Origin of the sequence: Paenibacillus sp. FSL R5-0636, assembly GCF_037974255.1 — a bacterium.
GTDB classification, from domain to species: Bacteria; Bacillota; Bacilli; order Paenibacillales; family Paenibacillaceae; genus Paenibacillus_AQ; species Paenibacillus_AQ odorifer.
Genome location: NZ_CP150232.1, coordinates 3,500,211 through 3,525,506 on the forward strand (window position 1 = coordinate 3,500,211; position 25,296 = coordinate 3,525,506).

Genomic DNA, 25,296 nt, shown 5'->3' on the forward strand with positions numbered 1-25,296 from the left:
AAACTTTTAGGAGGAATGAACATGACCAAACCAAAACAACTGAAGCTAGGCGCACTGCTGCATGGAGTAGGAGGCAGCACGTCGATGTGGCGCCATTCTGATGCTAAGCCGGATGCAAGTGTAAACTTTGAATTATACAAAGCGTGGGTACAGAAGGCAGAAGAAGGCAAGCTGGATCTGATCTTCATCGCAGACGGTTTGTACATTAATGAAAAGTCCATTCCGCATTTCCTTAACCGGTTTGAGCCGCTGACCATCCTTAGCGCACTCGCCGCCGTCAGCACCAACATCGGTCTGGTTGGTACCCTGTCCACCTCCTACAGTGAACCGTTTACTGTCGCGCGTCAATTCGGCTCACTGGATGTAATCAGCGGAGGCCGGGCCGGCTGGAATGTGGTGACTTCACCGCTGGAAGGCTCTGCCTCTAATTACAGCAAAAAAGAGCATCCTGACCATGGCAAGCGCTACCGCATTGCTACCGAATATTTGCAGGTGACGCGCGGATTATGGGATTCCTGGGAAGATGATGCGTTTGTCCGAGACAAGGAATCAGGTGTATTCTTTGATCCGCAAAAAATGCATACCCTGGACCATCAAGGTGAGTTCTTCTCCGTGAAGGGACCGCTCAATATTGCTCGTTCGAAGCAGGGGCAGCCAGTCGTGTTTCAGGCAGGTTCCTCAGAAGTTGGTAAAAATTACGCCTCAAAGGAAGCGGATGCTATCTTCACTGGCCACGAAACGCTAGAAGATGCCCAGGCATTCTATAGCGATGTTAAGACACGGGTAGCTTCATTTGACCGGGATCCGAATGAGGTGCTGATCTTTCCTGGCATTGCACCAATCATTGGCGACACACCAGAGGAAGCAGAGCGCAAATATCAGGAGGTTGCTGGTCTCGTGACGATTGAGAATGCACTGAACTATTTGGGCAGATTCTTCGAGCATCATGATTTCTCGCAATATCCGCTGGATGCACCGTTCCCTGAGCTTGGCGAGTTGGGGCGCAATAGTTTTCAGAGCGGCACGGATAAAATCAAAAAGGACGCGAAGGAGAGAGGCTTAACACTAAGACAGGTCGCCTTACAATCCGCTACCCCGCGCAGCAGCTTTATTGGCACACCTGAGCAAGTGGCGGATCAGATTCAAACCTGGTTTGAGGGTGGAGGAGCAGACGGATTTATGATCGCAGCTGCTGTTCCTAACGGACTGGAGGAATTCGTCGATCGGGTAGTGCCGATTCTGCAAGAGCGGGGTCTGTTCCGCACTGAATACGAAAGTAGCACCCTGCGTGGAAATCTCGGTATTCCATTGCCTGAGAACCGCTATTCCAAGGCATCTCAACCGGCAGGGCATAAAGCCATACATTAACAATAATATTAATTTGAATTTCAATATTTAGCTTTCGTCATAAAAAATGTAACGCAGCCGTTTAAGGCTGCGTTTATTTGCGTGCGCGCGGAGCTTGTCTATCAACGTAAGCGCTTTAAATATCCAATCAGAGCAATAGATAACCAATCACTGTTATATAGGCAGGGTTCCCGCTGCAGCTTATGATAGAAATATCAAGGAGGGATGTAAATTGTACGCTAAGTTCTACAAGTACCGATGGCAATATTTAATGATTCTTCCGGGAGTTCTGTTGCTATTTCTGTTCAGCTATATTCCGATGGCAGGGATTCAGGTCGCCTTCCGCGACTTTCAGATTGGCACCTCGATCTGGAATAGCGTATGGGTGGGATTAGACAACTTTTCTTTCCTGCAAGATCCCCAGTTTTTAACTGTTGTCAAAAACACGTTATATATATCCGTGCTTAAGTTCATCTTCGGATTCCCGGCACCGATTCTGCTGGCGCTGGTGATTAACGAGGTAACCCGGCCTGTATTTAAACGATTCGTGCAATCGGTCAGCTATTTGCCACATTTTTTCTCATGGATTGTAGTCGCTTACATCCTGCAGTCTTTTCTGACTTTGGATGGTGGGCTGGTCAATCAGTTCATCGAGAAAGCAGGTGGTGATCCCGTATTTTTTCTAGGTTCCACGGAGTGGTTCCGGCCCATGGTTATATTAAGCGGCTTGTGGAAAGAGACCGGCTGGAACACGATTCTCTATTTGGCTGCGATCACAACGATTGATCCGCAATTGTATGAGTCCGCCAAGGTAGAGGGGGCAGGAAAGCTAGCCCAGATTCGGCATATCACCTTCCCGGGTATTCTACCGACGATATCGATTGTGCTAATTCTAAGTATCCCAAGCCTGATTACTGTAGGGATGGATCAGATTTATCCGCTGATGAATTCTGCTAATCAAGGGGTCGCGGATGTACTGGATACGTATATCATCCGCAACGGATTGCAGCAGGGATATTTTGGGATGGCGACCGCAGTAGGACTGTTATCCTCAGTGATCAGCTTGATATTGGTTGTTTCGACTAATCAGTTATCCAGAAAAATAAATGGTGAAGGATTATGGTGATGGCATATGAAGCTCAGCAGAGGTGAAAAAATAGCTCAATACGTCATCGTCATAGTACTGGCCGGTCTGTGCTTGTCTGTACTATATCCATTCCTGTACATGCTGGCAATCTCACTGAATGACGGTGCAAGTGCAGCCAAAGGTGGCGTGTATCTATGGCCCAAGAATTTCACATTAATAAATTATGAGATCGTATTAGGAAATGAAATTATCCGGCAGTCTTATCTAATTACAATCGCTAGGACAGTCATTGGCACATTCGCAGGACTTATCGTCACACTTCTGGTGGCATTTGGCTTGTCCTACCGCGGTCTTCCCTTAAGAAGCACGATACTAGGCTATATTCTTTTAACCATGTTATTCAGTGGAGGACTGGTTCCTTTCTATATTCAGCTTAATAATCTCGGGCTTATCAACACGTTCTGGGTGTATATTTTCCCCGGGCTGTTCTCGGTCTGGAACATGTTTGTCATGCTGAAGTTTATACAGGGAATCCCTGAAGCTCTGGTAGAATCCGCTGAACTAGATGGAGCCGGTCCTGTTCGTACTCTGATTCAGATTATTATTCCACTCTCTCAACCTATGCTTGCAGCGCTGGGACTGTTTACCGCAGTGGGACACTGGAATGATTGGTTCGCCGGTGCTTTCTTCGTCACGAAGCAGAATCTGATTCCGGTGCAGACCTTCCTGCAGCAATTGCTCGCTGCTCAGGATTTATCCGCTGTTCTTGGCTCGAATACCAACCAGGAAGCTTTGGCGAGGAGCTCACAAATGCAGAATATTACGCTGATGTCGATTAAGATGGCAGTCGTTATGGTGAGTGCAATCCCCATCCTGTGCGTGTATCCGTTCCTGCAGAAATATTTTGTGAAAGGAGTTCTTGTAGGGTCAGTAAAAGGTTGATCTACAATAATAGAACAGGGGGAATTAAACAATGATGATCAAAAAAACGGGTCTAGTCGCCTTGGCTGCAGCAACCTTACTGATGTCTATTGCCGGATGCTCCGGATCAGGTGGGAATACTGCGAACAAGCCTGGAAGTGACAATGAAACGTCAAATAACCAGCCCGCCAGTGGCTCGACTTCCTTTAATCTCTGGCTCGGATGGACGGCAACCATCAATAATGATAGTATGGTCCAGAAATATTGGCGTGAACAGGAGCCTGGAGTAAATGTGAAGCTGGAAACCACCCAAGGCGACGCGATGACTGCACTTAATTTGAAGATAAACACTGGCGGCTTTGAGGATGCAGCTATCTTCAGCCGAAACGAAACGGTCAAAAGCGCGATGAACCGGTCGAAACAGCTTATGCCGCTAGAGCAGTATTTCGACATGCCTGACAAATATCCAGGACTTGCGTCTATTCCAAAGCAGTATCTGGAACTTATGAAGGATAATGAGGGCCATATCTGGTCCATCCCTACCTGGTTTGACCAAAACCCGGAAGATCCGTGGCCAGGTTGGGCATCTCAAGCCTGGATTGTCAGAAGTGATGTGCTGGAGAAAACAGGTATGACCAAAGAGGACTTAGCAACGTTAGAAGGAGTTGAGACCTTCCTTCGGAAAGCCGCAGAAGAGAAGGATGCTTCCGGCAAATCGCTGATTCCTCTATCATTCCTGATGGACACTAGTGATAATCTGGGCTGGAGCGATGAAAACGCAATTTTGACAGCATTTGGGGTGACTACAGCGGGTAATGGCGTTGATAAACGCGGCGATGATTTTGTATTCGCTTACGACGATCCCAATTATAAAGCAGCTTATCAATGGATGAACAAGATGTACCAGGAGAAGTTGATCGATCCAGAGGTCGTTACCAGCAAAAAAGAACAGTATACAGAAAAGAACAAATCAGGTCGTATTGCCTTCAATGTCGGCAGCTTCTGGAACATTCCTGCCTCAGCTTGGGAGACATTGGACGGCCCAACAGAGCCAGGGTGGTTTTACGAAGCGATCCCTTTTCCTAAAGTGGATGGTGTAGAGAAAGTCGGGATTAATCAGGTTACCAATCCGAATCCAGGCTATGATGTCTATGTTAGTGAAAAAACTAAAAATCTGGAAGCTATTCTGAAATTCTTCGATTATACCTTGCAGCCGAAACCCGAGCAGCAGCAGGTCATTAATGAAGGACCGGCGGGATTATACTGGGATTGGATTGATCAACCGTTGGGCAAATGGAAATTCACCGACGAAACCTACAAGACGAGCCGCAATTCCGGAGACACCGCACAAAAAGCTAAAGTCACCCCTGAGCTTTACATGACTGCCTCTTACAGCAATGAATGGTACCCATGGTGGAACACAGAGGATGCAGGAAAAGCCGGAGCTGCTAAGACAATTAAGTTCACAGAAGCTATCGGCAAAATGGGAACGATCCGCGTGGCAGAGTCTTATGATCTATTCCAGATGAAACAGGGCGGCGCATGGGAGAAATATTCACCGGAGATCGAAAATATCCGCAAGGAATATCGAGCCAAGCTTTTAATGGCCAAAGACGAGGGGCAATTCGAGAAGAATTGGAGCGATTTCCAAGCAGCACTAGAGAAGCGTGGGCACTGGAGTGAAGTCAAGCAGGAGTGGCTGGATACGTACAAGGAGGAAGTAACCGCCTTGCAATAGACAACCGTGATGCTCTTTCAGTCGCGGATCTTAAACGATAAAAAAATTAATGGAGCACCTCTCACTTGGAGGGGGCTCCCTTTGCACTTCATGGGGGAAATCTATGATTAAACAACAAATAGAGAAATGGATCATCCGTATGACCCGTTCTATGAACCTGAGGAGTAAGATTGTATTATTCTACGGACTAATTGTATTTCTCCCCACCGTACTGCTGGCTGCAGGTGCAGGGTACATGATGCTTCATACGGTGCGGGCCAATTATATGCTTACGATCAGGGAAGCCGTTCGGCAAAGTGCGCAGAGTATTGAATTCAGGAAGCAAAGCTATGATCTGCTGGCTACCCGGACGGCTACGGATGGTGAGCTGATCTCTAGATTAGCCAGGGACTATGCGGATATCGATGAACAATTGGGTACGGTCAATTATGTGGACCGTTCCTTCCTGCTCACCAGTAAATACTTGCCAGGTATTGAGAATTTCCGGATCTATCATACCAACGATACACTAGTGCAAGATGGAGGGCTTCTGTGGAAGCCGGAAGAACGGAGCCTTTCGGGAATTCGAGAGCGGGAATGGTATACGAAAATGCTTCGCACAACAGACAATCTGGTATGGACTAATGCAGCTGACGACAGGACTAAGCTAGTAGTATCCCATAAAATTCTGAACGCATATGGAGATGTTTACGGGATTGTGTACCTGTTACTGAACTATAACGGTGTCTTCATGGAATCGTTCGAGCATCCTTTTGAAGGGGCCGGAGAATTGTATATTGTTGACGACAACGAACGAATTATTGCATCCTCGGAGCCCTCTGAAATTGGCAGCCGGTTATCCTCATCCTCCTTAGGTCAGTACTGGAATAACTCGTTGGAAACATCGGCGACAAAAAGCGGGATGATGCTGATCACTCAGGAGATTAAGTCTGGCTGGACGGTTGCCGCGCTTGTGCATCTTGACCGACTGGAGGAGCAGTCTACGCGGATTATGTACTATATCGGAGCAGGTATTGCATTTTTCCTGCTGTTGTCCATCTTTCTAATCATGATTGTACTTAAAAATGTGATTTGGCGGATCCGCAAGCTGGGCATCCGAATGACAGATATCTCACAGGGCTATTTCGAAGTTACAGTGAGAAACCGTGACAACGATGAGCTGGGTGAACTTGAGATATTGTTCAATTCCATGTCTGGCCGTTTGAGAAAACTGGTCGAAGAACATACAGAGGCCATGCTCAAAGAGCGGGAGCAATCATTCAGGGCGTTGCAGGCACAGATTAACCCTCATTTCATCTATAATTCGCTAAGTCTGATCCGTTGGCGGGCATTAGATCAGCAGGACGAATTGCAAATCCGAACCATAGATGCGCTGACGACATTCTATCGGCTGGCACTCAATAACCGGGTTAATGTGACGCTGATCCGTGACGAAATTGAGCATCTTAAGGCGTATATCGAAATTCAGCAGCTGCGTTATCCCGGTCAGGTATCCGTAGAGTGGCTGGTAGAGCCTGACGTTCTTGACCTGTACAGCATTAAGCTGATTCTACAGCCAACGGTCGAGAACTGTTATCTGCACGGGGGCATCACAACTAGAACTCATGCTTTTATACAAATTACGATCAAACGAGTGGAGAATACGGTGCAGTTTCAGATTTTTGATAATGGGAAAGGGATTGGCAGTGAGAAGCTGGAACAGATCCGTACCGGCAGCTACACGGGTACGCAAAACGGATTCGGGATGAACAATATCCGTGAACGTCTTGCCTTGTATTTTGGCACAGAGGGCGGCTTTGAGATTGACAGTGTAGAAGACGAATGGACTTGTGTAACCATTGATATCCCTGTTTGCGAGGAAAGTCCTGAGATAAAAAAGGGGGATGGAGCTTAATGCGGGCATTAATTGTCGACGACGAGCCTATGCAGATTCAAGGGCTTCTTCGTCATATTGGCTGGAAAGCTCTGGGGTATGAGGAACCGTTAACTGCATTATCTGGTGAAGAAGCACTAACAATCCTAGGAGAAACTCCTGTGGAAGTGCTGATCGCTGACGTCTCGATGCCCGGTATGACAGGGATCGAACTGCTCGCAAGATGCAGAGCGGATTATCCGTTACTCCAGTCTTTACAGACTGTGATGATCAGTGGATATGACGAGTTTGAATTTGTGCAGGAGGCTATACATCTGGGAGCTAAAGCTTACGTTCTGAAGCCCATCAAGACGGAAGAACTCGAAATGAAACTGGCTGCGTTCAGAGAAGTAGTTGAGAAGAAAAAACAGATTGAACAGGAAACCACTGTACTTAGGGAGAAAGTTACAGAGAGCTATGAGGTGCTGCAGGAACGTTTCGTCAAAGATATGGTCGAAGGCTGGATCCACAGTGATGAGCTGCTCGAATCCTGGCGGCGCCTGCTGGATCTGCCTATTGGGGAATGGCAGGCAACATTATTCCTGTTCGGATATGACCGCAGGTTCCTAGATAATCCGCATGATGCCAAGGATCGGATCCTGCTTAGCGAAGGGCTATTGAACTGCGTTAAGACTGGTCTATCTGGCTTCTCCGGTACCTATATAGGGAAGACAGGAGCGGATGAACTTGCCGTCATTGTGCTGAACGCAACGCCATTGGTGCGGGCAAGACTTGAGAAGCAGCTTGCGTTTATCCAAGACATCCTAAGAGAGCAGTATAAAGCCTCCGTCTCGGTCGGAATCAGCAGAGAGTGTTTGTTCTGGACGGAAATACCGTTGCTGTATAAGGAAGTAAGGCATATGATGGCCGGTGCCAGACTGGCCGGCTACGGACAAATCCTCTATTTCGACCGGAACTTGATGAACGAATATCATGATTTCCGCTTGCGTGAAGAATACATTCCGGAAATCGTTAAGCTATTGGACAGAGGAGAGAGCGATAAAGCTTCCGCTTATTTCAACCATGCTTTCGAAGTGTTACTTGCGCGAGAGCCTGTGTCCTTTTCCTATGTGCAGGCTTTCGGAATGGGTTTGCTTAGCGAACTAGCCAGAAAACTGAAGCGTATACATGAGAAGGATACAGAGTTGAACATCCTCATGTGGCAGCGGTTGATCGACTGTACAGGCGTAGATGAAGTCAGGAAGGTCGTACTGGAATATTTGGCGCAATATGTTAAGCTTAATCAAAGAGAGCAGGTCGCTCAGCAGCATAACCTTATCCAGCGAGTCGCCCGCCAATTGGAGGAGCATCTGCATGAGAACATGACTGTAAAGCAGCTTGCTGAGCAGTTTCACTTGAATCACAGCTATTTAAGTGTTCTCTTCAAGAAAGAAATGGGCCGGACGATTTCCGATTTCGTGCAGGAAGCGCGTATGAACAAAGCCAAGGAACTACTTCGTGACCCCAATATTAAGGTTTACGAGGTTGCCGAGCAGGTGGGCTTTCAAACCGCGGCTTATTTTGCCTTCCTTTTTAAGAAAACAACCGGCACTACACCTCAGGAGTTCAGAGATTATCATTATTAGGAGTGATATTTTGCAGACAAAGATCAGCCTGGAAGGCGAATGGAAGTTGCAATTGGATGAGGGAAATCAAGGACTGGCATTGCCTTTTACAGATGTTATCACACTGCCGGGAACAACGTCCTACGCACGCAAAGGTTCGAAGAACGAGGATGTTTTAGTAAGCGCATTAACGGATGAGTATTTGTTTGAAGGGCAAGTCTGGTATTCAAAAGAGGTCGTCATTCCGGAAGAACTAGCCGGCAAAGTCTGCTTCCTATATTTGGAACGCACGAGGCTGACGACTCTATGGCTGGACAATCAGGAAATAGGCAGCCGTAACAGTCTGAACACCCCACATATATACGAGTTGCCGCAGCTTCAACCTGGGAATCATACGCTCACCATCCGTGTGGACAATACTGGTTACCCAACCAAAGGTGGACATTTAACGTCGCAGGATACCCAGACCAACTGGAATGGGATTACCGGACGTATGGAGCTTCAGTTCTATGGTGAGTCACGGCTCAGCGGCATCCGGCTCGATCCGGATCTCTCAGCACGCTCAGTCCGAATCACGGCAACCTTGGACAGCAGGAACGAATCTATACTTACAGTGTCTGCTCAGAGCTTCAACAGCGACAATACACATGCTGTGGACGAGAGGGAGTACCCAGTCTCACCGGGTCGTTTTTCCGTCAACTATGAGCTTGGTCAAGACGCGCTGCTCTGGAGTGAAGGCGCTCCCAATCTTTATAACATAAACCTTGTTTTGAAAGACAGCGATGGATATATAACGGACCGACAGGAGCTCGTTTTTGGATTGAAGGAATTCCGGGCAGAGGGCGATAAGTTTACAATCAACGGAGAAAAAACCTTCCTCCGCGGCAAACATGACGGCCTGATCTTCCCGCTTACCGGTTATGCCCCGACTGACGTCGAGGAATGGGTAAGAATCCTTGGCATCTCCAAGTCTTACGGCATCAATCATTATCGCTTTCATACCTGCTGTCCGCCGGAAGCTGCTTTCACCGCAGCGGATATGCTAGGTATCTACATGCAACCAGAGCTTCCATTCTGGGGAACAATCACAGAAGAAACCGACGAGGGACATAATCAAGCGGAGCAGAACTATCTGATCAGCGAAGGCTATGCCATACTTCAGGCTTTTGGCAATCACCCCTCCTTCGTGATGATGTCGCTTGGCAACGAGCTATGGGGCAGCAAAGCCAAGATTGATTCCTTCCTAAAGGACTATAAAGCATTTGATAACCGGATTCTCTATACACAGGGGTCCAATAACCACCAATGGGTGCCAGAAATTCTGGAACATGACGATTTCTTCAGCGGCGTGCGCTTCTCCAGAGATCGGCTGTTCAGAGGTTCCTATGCGATGTGTGATGCTCCATTAGGTCATGTCCAGATCGATCTGCCAGGCACGATGAAAGACTATGACGATCAGATCGTCCCTCAGGATTTCTTCAACGGAGAGGGGATGGAAGCTGCCGCTGGCGGAGAGATTCAGATCCAGTATGGTACGGAAGCCAAGACGGTGAAGGCTGGAGACGCTTCCGCAGAATGGATACCGCACATTCCGGTAATCTCGCATGAGATCGGACAGTATGCTACCTATCCTAATTATGAGGAAATCGATAAATACAACGGTCCGCTCAAAGCTGAGAATTTCAAAATTTTCCGTGAACGACTGGAAAGTAAAGGGTTGGGTCATTTGGCCGCCAAATATTTTGAATCCTCGGGGCAACTGGCAGTAGCTTGCTACAAAGAGGAACTTGAGGCGGCATTCCGCTCCCGGCGGCTTGCGGGCTTCCAACTGCTTGATTTGCAGGATTTCAGTGGCCAGGGAACGGCGCTGGTGGGTGTCCTCGACGCCTTTATGGATTCCAAAGGAATGATAAGTCCGGAGGACTGGCGAACTTTTTGTAATGATGCCGTTCTGTTGGCAAGATTCCCTAAGTATAACTATGTCTCTGGTGAATCGTTCGATGCCCATGTTGAACTGAGCTGTTTCCGCAGTGGTATGCCGAGTGCATTTGAACTGCATTGGGAGCTTACCGCGGATAATGGTATACTCGCCGCAGGTTCAACCGAGGTGGACGTACCTGCAGGAACGAATTATATCGATATCTGCGATCTGGCAATAAAACTACCTGAAGTTGACCGTATGAGTACTATCGTATTGTCCCTCTCCATACAGGGAACAGATATCCGTAAGAGTTACGACCTGTGGATTTATCCAGTGAAGAGTGGCAACATGCTGGAAGGTGTCCATGTCTTCGACAAGCTGTCTGATGATGCGCTTGCATTGCTGGAGCAAGGTGAGAATGTGCTGCTTATGCCGAAACCGGAATCTCTCCAAAATGCCGTTGAAGGTTATTACTGCACAGATTTCTGGTGTTATCCAATGTTCCGCTCGATCTCAGAGAGCATGAACCGGCCAGTACCCATTGGTACTATGGGGCTGTTGATTGATAACAAGCACCCGGTGCTTCGTGAGTTCCCGAGCGAGGAATATTCTACCTATCCCTGGTGGAGTATTGTTGAGAATTCGAAATCGCTCATCATGGATGCAGCTGACCGCGATTGGAATCCCGTTGTGCAGACTATCGATAATTTTGAACGCAATCATAAGCTGAGTTTCCTAGTGGAATGCAGTGTAGGAGCAGGCAACCTGCTGATATGCGCATTGGATGCTGATAAGGTTAGCGATACGCCGGAAGGCAGACAGTTCTTATTCAGTCTTGCGGGTTATATGAAATCAGATGATTTCAAGCCACAGTACAAGGCGAATGTTGCAGAACTTCTTGAGCTGATCCAATAGGCAGAGGCAGGCGATTGCTAAGGTTACCTGTCAAATTTCATATGGATGAATAGTCCAATGGGGCTACAGTGAAAACTACGTTCTCCACTTGAGTAAAACAGACTGTCGCATCGTAAAAAACTGAAGAGCAGCGATTCTCTTAATGAAGAGAGATTCGCTGCTCTTAGTTTTTTGCTGCTTTTAGTTTATTGGTAGCCGCCAGCTTCAACAGTGTCATCGTTATCTGAGCCTCTGAGGGTTTCGGACTCAGATGACACTATTTTCTGATTTTCAGCCTTGTGAACAACATTTCGGACTCCAGTGACGCTATTGCTTATAAAGAGGTTCATATGTGGTATATTTCATGCAAATAGTGGCTATGAAGACCGTTAGCCTACCAAAAGTGCAATAATACTGCATTTAGCGTCATCTATGTCCGATAGGTGGTGCTAGTTTGAAAGATACAACAATGCGAAGAAGGTTTCAATTAGGCAGCATTTCGAAGTTGAAAAATTAAAAGATATTCCTTTAATTACTATACTTTTTCAAAGCATCTGCCATATCCAATTTATATTGATCTACTTTTTTGAAATTATCGATAGTTGTTACAACCATTTGGAAAAGATACTCCGATGTTCCTCCTAATTTTAGATTGTTACGTATTAAATTCATTACAATGTCCAAAACGATTGATGACGGAATGAGGACATCTGTAAGTCTAAACGTATGAGATAAGGATTGTGACCCTAAAGGCCATGGTAAGTCAATCGAAAAAGAAACGGGCACTTTAATATCCAATTTGAAATTTTTCATATTTAAACCTTTTTCAAGTTGATTCTGGATCTCCCCAAAAATATAATCGTTAAAAATCTCAGAAAATTTAGTAAAAGTAAAGTCGGAAACGTCTCGGCAAAGATCCACGAGCTTACGAGGATTGAACTTGATTTCTTTCACTGTCATAACAACAGGAGGGATGATTGCTTCTTGAATTATAGCTTCGACTGCTCCTCTTAACCCTTTGAAAAATTCATCTTTTACTTTACCGGCACCGATTAGAGAAAAAATGTTAAACGTTAATACGTCAGCGGCTTTTTCAGCGATTTCCATTACAGGTTCAATCAGTTCTTTCATTAATTTTTCTTGCATTAACTTAGTTATGAAATCGGTAATAGTATTTAATATCTTGGCTATTACATTTAGCCAGTGTTCGATTATGGCCAGGAGCTCATCGATCAAGGCTTGAAACAACGCTGGAATCAGTTTTAGAGCGAATTGAATCATATGATCAGTTAAATGATTTATCAAAATTTTGGCTATTGCTTCTATTTCAGCCATTTGAGGCATCCACATCGGATCGCTTTGCAAATGGTTGGCGAAGTCCACGGCGTTACCTTTTATTGGAGTAAATATGTTTAGAGCATTCTCAAAAAGTTGTTCTTGTGCTTCAGGTGTCAAAGGCGCTACCATTTCCGCAATAATTTTAACAGCTGCCTCCAACGGTTTCTTTAAAATATCTTGAGCTCCAAGTGGTCCAAGAACATTTGCAGCCTGACCAGCAGCTTCGCGAAGAAGACCCTCGATTTGTTTATTAACTGAAGTCTGAATTCCGTCCATGACATGAATAACGCTTCTTCCAAGCATTGTGAGTAATACGCTGGATAATGCTTCTTGCATAGTTTTTATGTCAAAATTTTGAAATCCATTAACGATCTCTGGAATTAGAACATCAGAAGTCAGTTGTATGCAGGGAATCAGGGCTTGCTCAAATAGAATCTTAATCTCTTCCTCGCCAGCCAAAGTGTTCGAGATTGCAGTTTTTCTAGCACTTATTTCCGTATCCACGTAATGATCGAAAGCTTGATTTATGGCTCCAAGTGTTGATCTAAAAGAGTTTTCCCCTGTAGTCGAAGGAAATGAGTGACTAAATAAGAACTTCATTGCATCTTGGGCCGTTCCTGAAACGGCAGGTTTGAGAATTGCTGCTATCTCCCGAACGCTATCTACATGTTGTATGGTAAGCGTCAAAGGTTTATCAAGTAGAAATGATAGAAGATCCCCCTGGTTCAAATTTGTGTCAGACGGACGGTTCAAATCTGTATTAATTGCACTTTTGACAGCGGGAGGAGGTTGGTAAGACAATTGTGCCGTAAAAGTAGGCATGGTTGCTTTATCTGCCGCTTGCACTGCAAGGGGGAGCAACAAAGCTGATACCCACAAAGCAGAAATACTTCTGACAAACTCCTTCTTAAGCTGCTCGTTTTGAATTAATGCTGATAATGAGTCTAAACGAACAAAAATTTCATGGTTATCCGGCACTAACTGAAAAGAATTAAAACCTTTCAGGGTTTGAATGACTTCTGAGGTTTGTTCAGCTGGTAAAGAAGCAAGGCCAATTAAACGAAGGATCTCTTCCTTAAAGAACACATTCATAGTCAAGAAGAACAACGATTGGAACTGTCCGCCAATAAATGTAAGAACGGTTTGCGCTAGTTTTTCGTTATTGCTCCCGGTACCTTCATTTAATTGTCTACTGACCTCATAGGCTGATTTCACTCCTATCCTTAGCATAGTACCGAGCATTAATGCTTGTTCCTGCTGTGTGTCAATAGCTTTATTAACAATGCCCTCAACTAAGCGGTCCCCATAACGATTGACCAGTTTTGCAGGATCGGGGAATTTAAAATTGATGCCACCTCTATAGCCACCCCCCGCAATAAATCCCATTCCCGCCTCATAGACAAATTGGAATCCAGATTCCCCTAGAGTAGCTGTCTTATGTAAATTACCAAGCATAACAAAATTGGCATACGCCATAAAACCAACCGCAAATTGGGCGTACAAATAACCTTCGAGCTTTGATTCTTCTAACAATAGCTCAATCAATTCACCGGATAAACCATTTCCTGACGGTTTATTCTTCAGGATTTTCAATAACTCTTTAACTGTCATATTCATGCTTAATCCAGCCGCTACCGCCGCTTTAAGAACGGCTTGAAGTCGACCGGCTAGCCCGGCTTCGTCGAATAGATCCAGGGGCGTTTGTATCTGTACTTGGAGAAGAAGCGAAACTTCGGCACTCCCCAATATTTTTAATTCAGCCCATTTATTTAATAAATTATTGATTTGTGCCATAGCCTGAGCGCCTAACTTATAGTTCATTCCTCTTCTCAAGCTACTCTGGCCTGCAACTAAGGTCTGTCCCTGGATATTTCCCCAGCTTTGAGTTGTTGTGCTTTGTTGAAAGATCTGCTGATCTTGATTCAGTGGCAATCTAACACCTCCATATTACATTGTTTTAGTATTAAGTAATATGGGGTGTGAACTCATTTGATAACTTTTATGGAAAAAATTTGCTTGGATCAAATCGAAAACTTCTCATGAAACATTTCATCCAATAATATTATTTCTGCTTTTCTGCTGACAGCTTGGTTTCCAAACTTAACATCAATGATAAACTCATCACTCAGCATCTGCCGATACCGGGATATAATCTCTTCTTCCATCAGTTCTCCCATTGACTTCGTTTCAGTCGGGATTACAGAGATTCCAGCTTGCTCTACCAAGTAAAGATTTTGTTTGATATCTGTAGCTACTTTGCTAAGAATGCTTTCGCTTATTGCTGTCTCAATATCTACCATTCCTTCATTCGTATAAAAATGCTTGTTGACTGCAGCGAGTGCAGCATGTGAAACATGAAATGCTTGAATATCTTTTTGTATTTCATACTGCATTTCAGCTGTTTCGAATATCAAAGCAAGCTCCTTAACTCTTTCGGTCGTTTGTCCATTTATTTCACCAAAATAAGTTTTGGAACCAAATTGAGCGTATAAAATATCCTCTTTAATGTCTCCACCTGCACCAGGGAATCCTGGAAGTAACCGATCACCCACGATTTCAAGCCAGGAATTATAACCAATAGTGTTGGTCAGTGTAATTATTGTTTTGCTCTGATTATTTTTGATCGCAGACAGGGCAGATTCTGCCTGATCATATCGTACAGGAACAAAGATAAAATCATAGATGTCATCATCTACAAGCTTTTCGACCGTCTTAATGGATAGTTGCTTTATCGTACCGTTGTCGTTGTATCTCAAACCCTTCCGCTTAAGTTCATCCAGCCTTTTTCCTCGAGCCAGTAAAGTGACGTCAAACCCCGATTGTGCAAATCTAAGAGCGTATAAACTGCCAATTACGCCAGCGCCAAATATTAGAAGCCTATTTTGTTTTATGTTCACTATTATCATTCCTTCCGACTAACTAGTCACTGATTGTTTAAGCAACATCTGTTTGATAAGATAATAGTATGACAAGATTATGCTTACAACCGTCATTGTAAGAAAAGAGTTGCATAGACAACACATTCCGATAATTGATGTTTTAGAAAGGGGAGACTCAGATGGTACATCAAGAAGATCCGAGAGTAATACGGACTCGCCTGTTAATAAGAGAAGCTTTCAGAAATCTTTTACAGACTAAAGGATTTGATTCAATGACAATAAAAGATATCTCACAGAAAGCTACGATAAACCGGGCTACTTTTTATGCCCATTATGAAGATAAATATGCTTTACTCGATGAATTTACAGAACAGTCTTTTCATGAAATGATTCCTGAACAAGTAAAGAATGCACGGGAGTTTTCAGATGAAATATGTAATCAGTTGATCTTGTTGACTCATGAGTACATCGTTGATTTTTATCAGAAATGCAGAATGGATTCTAAATCCATTGCTAAGCTAGTGGATGAGAAAGTGAAAAATATGCTGCAGCAAATCATTGAAAACATATTTTTGAAAGGGATTAATTATGATATCGCAGACCGCCAACATACAAAGATCATTTCAGCAATGACAGGTTCAGCGATCTATGGCGCTGCATTTACTTGGTTAATTGAGGGGGAGGCTGATCAGACCGATTTACTTGTGGACATTGTTCGTCCTTATGTAATGAGTGGCCTGGGACTCTTGATAAGATAGAATAGGAACGCTTACAAGCATAACACTCGGGACAAGTCCCACGAACAGGAAGGTTTAATCACTTCGCCAAGATTATCAGAAAGGTGGAACCTATGGTTGATTTTGACTGGTCATTTTGGGAGATGATATTACTTTATTTCATGCTCATTTTTTTCGAATCACCAGTAGGTATAATTATCGTAATTATTTTTGTTATTATTTTTATTATGTTTATAGTTGATAAACTAGTCATCAAATCCTAAATTGCAAATATCCACAAAAACTAACGCTTCGGACCATTCCGAAGCGTTAGTTTTTGTATGCACAAGTTATGTTTACTCATCTAACGCATGCCTAAATCCAGAAAATAATAATTCTCAAATTAGCTATTTTAAATTTGATGAAAATGATATAAGATAATGTAACAAATGAAACGATACGTATCGTTCTATAATTACATACTTTTAATAAATAACATCTAGGAGGTGAAATGAAATTGAACGTGAAAAACAAAGAACCTCGAAGTAAAAAGGAGATTCTTACTGCAACTCTAGAAATGTTGGAATCTAACAGTTATTCATCATTAACGATTGAGGCTATTGCAGCACAAGCTAGAGTTGGCAAAACAACCATCTATAGATGGTGGGAAAATAAAGCACGGCTTGTATTGGACGCTTTTCTAATGACCGTAGAATCAGAGTTTGAATTTGATAGCAATAAATCCATTGAGGTTAACTTTAAACAACAGCTTGAAGCTTTAGCTCGTATCCTCAATAGCAAAATCGGGAAATCCACTTTAACTATAGTTACAGAGAGCGAAGAAATCGCGAAAGATTTTTACGTATTGTTTTTAATGACTAAAAGAAATGAAGCCAAACAATTACTCCAAGCAGACATAGATAAGGGAGAATTGAAGTCAACAATTAACCTGGATATAACTTTAGATCTGCTTTATGGTCCCATTTACTTTCAAATTCTCATCTATAAAAAAATTCCGGATGCGGATTACATAAAGGATTTGTTGATCCATGTCTTGGAAGGCATCACTGTTGCAAATTAATAGTAAACCGGGGGATATTCACTTTATGAATCAGACGATAGACGTTCAGAATTACAATAAGAACTATTCATTAATGACGATTATTTTATTTTGGTGTGGATTAGTTATTTTAACTAGCATGTATATTACAATTCCATTATCCGAAGTATTTTCACATGCCTTTCAAATTAGCCCGAGTGAGGCGGCTTGGATTGGGAGTTCATTTTCTCTTTGTTATGCTCTGGGCTGTCTTTTGTATGGACCTTTCTCAGACAGATATGGACGTAAAGTATTTTTAGTAGCCAGCATTATTGGGTTAACCGTAGTTACGCTTGCGCTAGGATTTGTGAATAGTTTTTACGGGCTTATTATGCTCAGAGGAGTGCAAGGCCTAGTGGCTGCTGCTTTTGCACCTATTGCGCTAGTGTATGCAGGGGAAATGTTCCCGCCTCATAAAAGATTAACAGCCGTTGGATTTATAAGCTCAGGACTGTTAATGGCAGGCATAGTAGGCCAGGTTTTTAGTGGGATTGTTAACGAAGCTCTTGGCTGGCGTGCTATTTTCTTTATTTTGGGGATTGTGTATGGTATTACTTCAGTGATTGTAATAAGGTTCCTTCCTAAAGATGAAATGCTAAGACCGAAAGAAAATGTTCTGCGGAAGTTTAAACAAATGACAATTCTGCTAAAACAATCACAATTGCTTTTGGCTTTTGCGATAACCTTTATGCTCCTATTAACTTTAGTTGGCATGTACACCGTTTTGGGAAGTTATTTAAGCTCAGCTAAGTTTGGACTTTCCTCACAGGATATCCTTTATATTCGTGCATTTGGAATCGCGGGGATGCTTTTAGCACCCTTTTCCGGAAGAATTGCTCAAAAACTTGGAATGGCTGCTGTTCTAAGGGGAGGCTTAGCTTTAGCTGCAATTGGGTTGCTTGCTCTAGGTTTTAGCACGAACCTGCCACTTCTTGTCCTAATGAGCGTTGTATTTGTGGCTGGTATCGCGCTGGTAACTCCCGTTATCATCTCAATTGTCAGTCAATTAGGGGGAAATGCAAGAGGGTCTGCTATTTCATTCAATGCATTTATTCTATTCCTAGGCGCTAGCACAGGCCCGATATTAGCTTTGAAATTATTAAAAACAGAAAATTATTCGTTATCCTTTACTATATTAGGTTCTATTCTTTTATTAGGTTTTTTAATCTCTCTTTTTCTTAGATTATCGGCTAGGGTTCCAGTAGTGAAAAATGAACGGGCTGCTTCTTTACCCACAGAGTGATAGGAATGATTAAAGAAACGGAGATTTGCATTGTTGGTGGTGGACCTTCAGGTCTCTTTCTAGGGCTGCTGTTAGCCAAAAACGGAATTAGAGTTACTGTACTGGAAAGTCAAACAAGCTTTAATCGCAAGTTTAGAGGAGAAGTTCTCCAGCCTCGATTTGTAAGGCTCATGAAAGAGCTGAACCTGGAACAGCGTCTTGAAAAGTATGAGCATATAAAATTATTTTATGCCGAAATATGGAATAATAAAAAATATATCACTCAAATTGATTATAAAAAGGAAATGCCAGAGGCACCTTACGCAATTAAAATAAAACAATCCGTCCTGTTAACTTTTCTTTACGATCTAGCAAAGGATTATACTAATTTTGAGCTCATTTTTAACGCTAAGGTCACTTCAACTATTAAAAGTACAAATCGAACAGTCGGGGTAAACGCCTTAGTAGATGGACAAATGACTGAGATCCATGCTTCTTTAGTAGTCGGAGCGGATGGACGGATGTCCACGGTTAGGAAGACAAGCGATTTTTCTTTTAAGTATAAAAAAGAAGATTTTGATTTAATCTGGTGCAAAATATCGACTAATGAGTTCAAGCTAAATCAAAAACTCCTTTTCAGATTGTCTGATTTTAGTAACTTCATAGCGCTTCCTTATTCCTCTGATTGTGTGCAAATAGGTTTTACAATGAAGAAAGACCAATGGAATACCATAAAAAGAAAAGGCATCGAACCATTAAAGCTTGAATTCATAAAGGCCTTTCCTGAGCTTGAAGAAGACATTGAAAAAATCAGTGATTTCAAATCGTTCGTTTCTATCCAATCAGAGACTTTTATGGTGGACAATTGGCATGATAAGGGTTGTATTCTAATCGGTGATGCTGCACATTGTTCTTCTCCACTCGGAGCTATCGGATTGTCCTTGGCTTTTGAAACAGCGCTGGTCACAGCTGAACTTATTGTTGCATCAAAATTAGAGCCAAATCATGAATACAAGCGTTTAGATCGTTTGCAGCCCATTCGTAATCGGGAAATTCGTTTTGTGCATTTTGCTCAACAGTTGATAATCAGCATGATCGTTAAATCCCCTAAAGGGATTAAAAACTTCTCGCTAGCGTGCATGAAACTGATGGGAAATAGCAGGATCGCTAGATATTTAATGCGGAGATTCTTTTTGGGGAGTCCTAAAATAACGGTTGATAATGCCTTTAAATTTTAACGAAGCCTCATTCCTAAGTAGAGTTCATTGGGAATGAGGTTATTTTAATTTGTTGAAACGCAAAGAATTTGTATAGAAAACGCTTTCTATCCATTGTAAAATACAGGTTGAGGTGTAATTACAAAACAAGGATGGAAATCCCATGCGGATCAAATTTAATATTTTTCAGAAAATGTTAGTGTTATTGCTGATTTTGCTAACTCCGGTTGTGGCGCTGTACTATTATTCTACCTCTAAGAGCATCAACGTCATACAGGAGGAGCTTATCAAAGCCAGCCTGAACCGGATGGAGCTTTTCGTGGCACAACTGGATGCCAGCATTGAGAAGTTCGACTTAGTCTCCGCACCTATGCTCGTTGACACGAACGTGCTGGAGTACCTTTACAACCTCAACGTGAGCGATTATTCCCTAATGAAAACAAGGCTGCTGATCCAAGAGAAGCTGTCGCTGGCCAGCGCATCGGGCAACTGGCGCAATGACGTGACCGTCTATTTCCCGCAACGAGACGATAGTATTTCTTCTTCCCCCTCCTATGAATATGACCTTCAAGAGTTTGAAAGCCGATTTTCGCTAGGGTGGAGCTACAGCGAAGATTTGGAGATTGGCTCCGGGTTTACTCGAACTTATGTCACTACGGGTTACAAACCAGCCCGTACGGACGATCTGGATGTTGCCGTTCGCATTAACCTCTACAAGTGGAGCTTCGAAAATTTGCTTGATACCTACAAATCTGGTCACTCTGACAACCCGTTTTTTTACAAAGAAGGACATGCCATCATCGCCAGCCGATCCGCAGATGGGCCCAAGATGGACCAAATTATCGCGGAATTAGGCGACAGGATCAATATCCGGGATTCAAGTTTTTTAATTCATTCCTTCGACGGCAGGCCTTATCTGATTACCTATTATTATTCCAATATTCTTGAGTGGCATCTCGTCGATTCTGTTCCACTTAACCAGATTATCGGACCTATCAAGCAACAGCGGTTATTGTTTGGAGCTTCTTCGATTATTTTGCTCCTATCCTGTATTACCGCCGCGTCTGCCTTGTACTGGAACGTACATCGGCCTATCTTTCAACTTGTGCGTGCGGTGCAGCGGATTAAGGAAGGCGATTACGCCTACCGCCTGCCGAAGAAATCAAACAATGAATTCACGTTCCTGATGCAGAACTTTAACGAGATGGCGACGCAGATCCAAGATCTCATCGAGAATGTCCTACAATCGCGTATCCTTGCGCGCGATGCTACGCTAAAACAGCTACAAGCACAGATTCATCCTCATTTTCTGTACAATTGTTTAGGTTTCATCATTAATATGACCAAGATGGGAAAGAATCGGGCTGTCATAGACATGGCGTATCATCTGGCCGACTATTACCGGTATACGACGCGAATGGATAATCAAGGAGTCAGCCTGGGGGAAGAACTGGCGTTCGTGCGCATTCACCTCGAGATTCTTCGGCTTCGCAATGAGACGCTGTCCTACAGCATCGAACTGCCTGAAGAGTTGGCGGAGCTGCGAATTCCCCGGCTTCTTATCCAACCGATCGTGGAGAATGCGATCGTGCATGGACTTGAGAACGTCGAATATCCAGGCCGGGTTGAAATTAGAGTTTACGTCAATGAAGATCAATTGCACTTGGAATTGGAGGATAACGGAAAAGGATTAAATAAAGAACGGATGGACCAACTGCAAATGGAGCTTCATATTCCGGCCAGTGAATATGCAGGCTGCGGTCTTTGGAACGTATATCAAAGACTGCAAGGCAACTTCGGTTCAGACGCTCAAATTGAGTTTTGCCCGTCCAGACTGGGGGGGCTAAACGTGAGGCTGATTTGGAGACTTGGGATGAAAGACGAAACGAAGGAGGAAGAGCAATGAATAGCCTGCTTGTAGTTGATGACGAGAAACATTATGCGGACAGTCTGGCAGATACAATTCCATGGGCGACACTTGGTATCTCCCGCGTTTGGAAGGCTTACAGCGCGAGCGAGGCACTTGCTCTGATAGACACCTTCCCCATTGACATCCTTATGACGGATATCCGTATGCCCCGCATGAACGGCCTGGAACTGATCGAACAGGCCAGGCTTCGTATTCCAGGGCTGAAGTGCCTGCTGCTCACAGGTTATGCGGACTTCGATTACGCCCGAAAAGCGATTGAGCTGCAAGCGCTCGATTACCTGATGAAGCCCGCGAAGGACGAGCAGCTACTTAAGGCAATGGGCCGGATCATTAAGCAGCTTGAGCAGGAGCGATCAATCGAACAGGGCTTCCGTATCTACCGAGACAATAGTGCAGAACTGAAAGCAGGGTTGTTGCTCAAAGTGCTCAGCGGAAATCTGAATAGCAAGGCGCTTGCAGAGAAGTTAAAGCTGTTTGACCTCCCTCTTCCGATACCAGGTCATGTCTCGATGTGCCTGGTCCGATTGGGTTCCCCCTTCGATGGACAAGACCTCTATTCGCAGTCACTGATCCGGTTCGCGGTAACAAACATGCTGGAAGAATTGCTGATGGACCGCTATGACTGCTGGTCGGCGGCGGATGATGAAGGAAACCTGCTCGCTCTGGTATACGACCTGTCAGGAGCACCACCCGATCCGGAATGGGTGCTTGAGCGGATAGAGCGATTAAAGCAAGAAGTACAGAGTTTGCTTAAAGGTAAAATTTCTGTAGGGGAAACCGACTGTCTATTCCCGGAAGGACTGCAAGCTAGTTATATGACAGCTAAATCGCGATTAGATAGTGACGGTTTTTCGGGTGGGCAGGTGCCCGAGCAGAATGAAGAGGAAGCGCGTCTTATGCGCAAGCTCTATGAAACGCCTCTGCTGACACATCTTTTGGAAACGGAGCAATGGGAAGCGGCGGAAGCTAAGATCCGAGCGTTTGTATCACCGCTAATGCATACGGGTTCGCCTTACCTCATGCGCGATGTCTTTTTCTTTCTCTCCAATGCCTTCCAGTATATCGCGAATCGCAGCGGCAGGACGCTGGCCCAAATGCTCACTCCTGAGCAATCGGCTTTCGTTAAAGGAAAAGCGATGCTGCACGCGTCGCAGCTGGAAAGCTGGGCGCTCGACTTACTACGCACACTTCGCGATAAGCTAGGGGAGGAGACCGAGGACCACAGCCAGGTGATCGTCCGGAAGACGCAACTCTACATCCAGAAAGAGCTGGACAAGGACTTGTCACTTACTTTGCTGGCCAAACGCGTCTTCGTACATCCTAACCATCTGTCAAAAATCTTTAAGCAGTGTACAGGCACTACCGTATCCCAATATATTTACGAGCAGCGTATGCTCAAAGCCTGCGAGGTGCTCAAGCATACAAATAATAAAATCTACCATATTGGTGAAAGTATTGGCTATCCCAATACCAACTGGTTTATTCGGAAATTCCGTGACTATTATCAGGTGACGCCGCAGGAATTCAGGGATAGATACCGATCGGGAATGGAGTGATTGGGCCGGTGAAGAAGCAAAAAAGAAAGGCCAGATTTCTATGGGCAGTTCTGAGCGGAGTACTGCTAGTTTCCGGCTGTTTAAGTAACACAGGGAAAACGGCACAGAACAGTACATCCAATGGGGAAACGAAGCCGGTATGGGACTTTAAATACGATCCGCCTATAACGATCACAACAGGAATCGTGGACGAGAATCGGCCTAACGCATTCAAGCCAGATGAGAGCCTTACAGACAACGTGCACACCCGCTGGATGGAAGATAATCTGGGAATCGTCACGAAGTTTGATTGGATTGTCAGCAAGTTCGAGGATGCAGATACCAAAATTCGGCTGGCGCTGGCTGTGAATGGCAAGCTGCCGGACACCCTTAGCGCTGAAGGAGACATCCTGAAGTATCTGCTGAAAGCCGACAAGCTGCTTCCGCTGGATGATGCCATCGAGAAGTATGCGCATCCTAAGCTAAAAGAAGCGCTCGAGAAGTACGCTTATACTATGGCAGAAGTAACCAAAGACGGCAAGATATATGGACTTCCCCGTTTTAGTGCAGGAGATGAGGGAACGGTCATGTGGATCCGTAAGGATTGGCTTGAGAAACTGTCGCTGAACCCGCCTACGACGATAAGTGAGTTGGAGAACGTGCTGAAGGCATTTTCTGAACAAGATCCTAATGGGAATGGCGAAGATGACGAAGTTGGTCTGGCGGTTCCGCTAAAGGAAGGTCCCTGGAGCTGGATGGGGCAGACAGATGCGATCGCCGGAGCTTTTTCAAGGCAGATGATTAGCACGTCTGACATCAAACTGTTCTGGAATGAGGACGAGAAGGGCAGCTTGATCTTTGGCGCCGTACATCCGGATGCTAAGAAATACCTGGAAACGATGGCGTCCTGGATGGCGAAGGGCTACATGGACAGGGATGCAGGCATGCAGGACCCGAGCCAAGCGTCCGAACTGGCGGTTAACGGAATGGCTGGTGTCATGTTCGGCCCGTTTTGGATGGGAGCCTGGCCGCTCGGCGATACAGTGAAGGTCGACCCGGAAGCGGATTGGGAGGCTTATTCCCTTCCTGCCGGACCGGATGGGTTAAAGGGCAAGGCACAAAAGCCGTTGTACGGTATCTATACGGTGTTCAGCAAGGATTTCACGAATATGGAAGCCTGGTTCGCTTATTATAACAAGTTGCTTGCCAAAAATTTCGGACCGGATGATCCGTACTTCGATCCCCGATTCGCACAAGGGTTTCACGAAGGTTACGATTATGTGATCATGAACGACAAGGTCATTACTGTCAATTTTGCGACTGAAGGCGTGCCGAATGATAAGTGGCCGCTTGCGGACGGGTCTTCAATGGATATGCGCTGGATGCTCTATCCGCTAACAGGTGGCGCTCCAGCCTTGCCTTATATGAATGCGGATGCAATCAGAAAATTATCTGAAAATTCGGAAGCCATAGTGACGACGCCGATCGAACAAGCCATTAAAGGTTTGAACTCGGCTCAACTTACGGCGGCTGGGGTGGCGATTGCTGAGCAGGGACTCGAAATCCCGAACCGGTACCACGGACCTTTAACGGACGGGATGGAGAAACACGGAGTGTTCCTGCAGAAACTCGCAACGGAGAGTTATCTGAGCATCATTTATAGCGAGAAGCCGCTCTCCTACTTTGATGAGTTCGTAGCCCAATTTTACAAGAATGGCGGCGACGTAATCACGAGAGAAGTAAATAATTGGTACATGGAAAACAAGCCATAATATTGTGGCTTGTTTTCTTCTATGTTCCTTTATTTCTTCTATATAACAGGATTAACTTATTGAATTAAAATGATTTTATTAGAAAGCGTTTTCAATAAAAAGAGGTGATGGTATACGAAGCTAATCATAGAGTAACTCTCACAACTAAGTGTAAACTTTCGAACTGAGTTTTGTTTGAAGCGGAGCGAAGCAGTTTATGCTCA

At 44.6% G+C, this 25,296-nt stretch carries 16 protein-coding genes; 14 read left to right on the top strand and 2 right to left on the bottom strand.

Annotated elements, in window-relative coordinates:
* Window positions 1–21 precede the first annotated feature (21 nt).
* The 7 genes from MKX34_RS15905 (at window position 22) to MKX34_RS15935 (ending at window position 11,406) form a co-directional block, all read left to right on the top strand.
* Window positions 22–1,368 (top strand): LLM class flavin-dependent oxidoreductase, encoded by a 1,347-nt coding sequence (locus tag MKX34_RS15905; RefSeq protein WP_036677270.1) that lies wholly within the window; start codon window positions 22–24, stop codon window positions 1,366–1,368.
* A 211-nt stretch (window positions 1,369–1,579) separates the two neighbouring features.
* Complete coding sequence (locus MKX34_RS15910; RefSeq protein ID WP_052097050.1) at window positions 1,580–2,473, top strand: ABC transporter permease subunit; 894 nt, start codon at window positions 1,580–1,582, stop codon at window positions 2,471–2,473.
* Between the two features lie 6 nt (window positions 2,474–2,479).
* The gene (locus MKX34_RS15915; RefSeq protein WP_036677267.1) at window positions 2,480–3,376 is read left to right on the top strand and encodes a carbohydrate ABC transporter permease; all 897 of its coding nucleotides are present in this window, start codon (window positions 2,480–2,482) and stop codon (window positions 3,374–3,376) included.
* A 31-nt stretch (window positions 3,377–3,407) separates the two neighbouring features.
* Window positions 3,408–5,093, top strand: a complete 1,686-nt coding sequence (locus MKX34_RS15920; protein WP_076296666.1) for a hypothetical protein — start codon at window positions 3,408–3,410, stop codon at window positions 5,091–5,093.
* Window positions 5,094–5,196: 103 nt separating this feature from the next.
* Window positions 5,197–6,987, top strand: a complete 1,791-nt coding sequence (locus tag MKX34_RS15925; RefSeq protein WP_076296665.1) for a sensor histidine kinase — start codon at window positions 5,197–5,199, stop codon at window positions 6,985–6,987.
* On the top strand, window positions 6,987–8,591 hold the full coding sequence (locus tag MKX34_RS15930) for a helix-turn-helix domain-containing protein (RefSeq protein WP_076296664.1): 1,605 nt from the start codon (window positions 6,987–6,989) through the stop codon (window positions 8,589–8,591). Before MKX34_RS15925 ends, MKX34_RS15930 begins: the two co-directional genes overlap by 1 nt.
* Before the next feature lie 10 nt (window positions 8,592–8,601).
* Window positions 8,602–11,406, top strand: a complete 2,805-nt coding sequence (locus MKX34_RS15935) for a glycoside hydrolase family 2 TIM barrel-domain containing protein (RefSeq protein ID WP_076296663.1) — start codon at window positions 8,602–8,604, stop codon at window positions 11,404–11,406.
* Between the two features lie 507 nt (window positions 11,407–11,913).
* On the opposite strand, the gene MKX34_RS15940 is transcribed toward MKX34_RS15935, so the two are convergent.
* Window positions 11,914–14,655 (bottom strand): hypothetical protein, encoded by a 2,742-nt coding sequence (locus MKX34_RS15940; protein ID WP_076296662.1) that lies wholly within the window; start codon window positions 14,653–14,655, stop codon window positions 11,914–11,916.
* A gap of 89 nt (window positions 14,656–14,744) precedes the next feature.
* Window positions 14,745–15,620, bottom strand: coding sequence for a 2-dehydropantoate 2-reductase N-terminal domain-containing protein (locus MKX34_RS15945; RefSeq protein WP_076099199.1), 876 nt, complete (start codon window positions 15,618–15,620; stop codon window positions 14,745–14,747).
* Between the two features lie 161 nt (window positions 15,621–15,781).
* On the opposite strand from MKX34_RS15945, the gene MKX34_RS15950 reads away from it, so the two are divergent.
* From MKX34_RS15950 to MKX34_RS15980, 7 genes are all read left to right on the top strand, one after another.
* A complete protein-coding gene (locus tag MKX34_RS15950) occupies window positions 15,782–16,360 on the top strand; it encodes a TetR/AcrR family transcriptional regulator (RefSeq protein ID WP_076296661.1) in 579 nt (192 codons plus the stop codon).
* A gap of 469 nt (window positions 16,361–16,829) precedes the next feature.
* Window positions 16,830–17,399, top strand: coding sequence for a TetR/AcrR family transcriptional regulator (locus MKX34_RS15955; protein ID WP_076099198.1), 570 nt, complete (start codon window positions 16,830–16,832; stop codon window positions 17,397–17,399).
* Window positions 17,400–17,472: 73 nt separating this feature from the next.
* Window positions 17,473–18,660, top strand: coding sequence for an MFS transporter (locus tag MKX34_RS15960; protein ID WP_256717621.1), 1,188 nt, complete (start codon window positions 17,473–17,475; stop codon window positions 18,658–18,660).
* Window positions 18,661–18,665: 5 nt separating this feature from the next.
* A complete protein-coding gene (locus MKX34_RS15965) occupies window positions 18,666–19,877 on the top strand; it encodes an FAD-dependent monooxygenase (RefSeq protein WP_076296660.1) in 1,212 nt (403 codons plus the stop codon).
* Between the two features lie 142 nt (window positions 19,878–20,019).
* Window positions 20,020–21,762, top strand: coding sequence for a histidine kinase (locus MKX34_RS15970; RefSeq protein ID WP_076272580.1), 1,743 nt, complete (start codon window positions 20,020–20,022; stop codon window positions 21,760–21,762).
* Window positions 21,759–23,342: a response regulator gene (locus tag MKX34_RS15975; RefSeq protein ID WP_076272581.1), complete on the top strand. Its 1,584-nt coding sequence runs from the start codon at window positions 21,759–21,761 to the stop codon at window positions 23,340–23,342. Before MKX34_RS15970 ends, MKX34_RS15975 begins: the two co-directional genes overlap by 4 nt.
* An 8-nt stretch (window positions 23,343–23,350) precedes the next feature.
* Window positions 23,351–25,093 (top strand): extracellular solute-binding protein, encoded by a 1,743-nt coding sequence (locus tag MKX34_RS15980; RefSeq protein ID WP_076296659.1) that lies wholly within the window; start codon window positions 23,351–23,353, stop codon window positions 25,091–25,093.
* The last annotated feature ends 203 nt before the right edge of the window (window positions 25,094–25,296 follow it).

What these genes read in the sequence shown, in the direction of transcription:
- MKX34_RS15960 (WP_256717621.1), top strand. Translation starts at nt 17,473, where the DNA reads ATGACGATTATTTTATTTTGGTGTGGATTAGTTATTTTAACTAGCATG.
- MKX34_RS15970 (WP_076272580.1), top strand. Translation starts at nt 20,020, where the DNA reads ATGCGGATCAAATTTAATATTTTTCAGAAAATGTTAGTGTTATTGCTG.
- MKX34_RS15975 (WP_076272581.1), top strand. Translation starts at nt 21,759, where the DNA reads ATGAATAGCCTGCTTGTAGTTGATGACGAGAAACATTATGCGGACAGT.
- MKX34_RS15925 (WP_076296665.1), top strand. Translation starts at nt 5,197, where the DNA reads ATGATTAAACAACAAATAGAGAAATGGATCATCCGTATGACCCGTTCT.
- MKX34_RS15950 (WP_076296661.1), top strand. Translation starts at nt 15,782, where the DNA reads ATGGTACATCAAGAAGATCCGAGAGTAATACGGACTCGCCTGTTAATA.
- MKX34_RS15920 (WP_076296666.1), top strand. Translation starts at nt 3,408, where the DNA reads ATGATGATCAAAAAAACGGGTCTAGTCGCCTTGGCTGCAGCAACCTTA.
- MKX34_RS15930 (WP_076296664.1), top strand. Translation starts at nt 6,987, where the DNA reads ATGCGGGCATTAATTGTCGACGACGAGCCTATGCAGATTCAAGGGCTT.
- MKX34_RS15965 (WP_076296660.1), top strand. Translation starts at nt 18,666, where the DNA reads ATGATTAAAGAAACGGAGATTTGCATTGTTGGTGGTGGACCTTCAGGT.
- MKX34_RS15905 (WP_036677270.1), top strand. Translation starts at nt 22, where the DNA reads ATGACCAAACCAAAACAACTGAAGCTAGGCGCACTGCTGCATGGAGTA.
- MKX34_RS15915 (WP_036677267.1), top strand. Translation starts at nt 2,480, where the DNA reads ATGAAGCTCAGCAGAGGTGAAAAAATAGCTCAATACGTCATCGTCATA.
- MKX34_RS15955 (WP_076099198.1), top strand. Translation starts at nt 16,830, where the DNA reads ATGAAATTGAACGTGAAAAACAAAGAACCTCGAAGTAAAAAGGAGATT.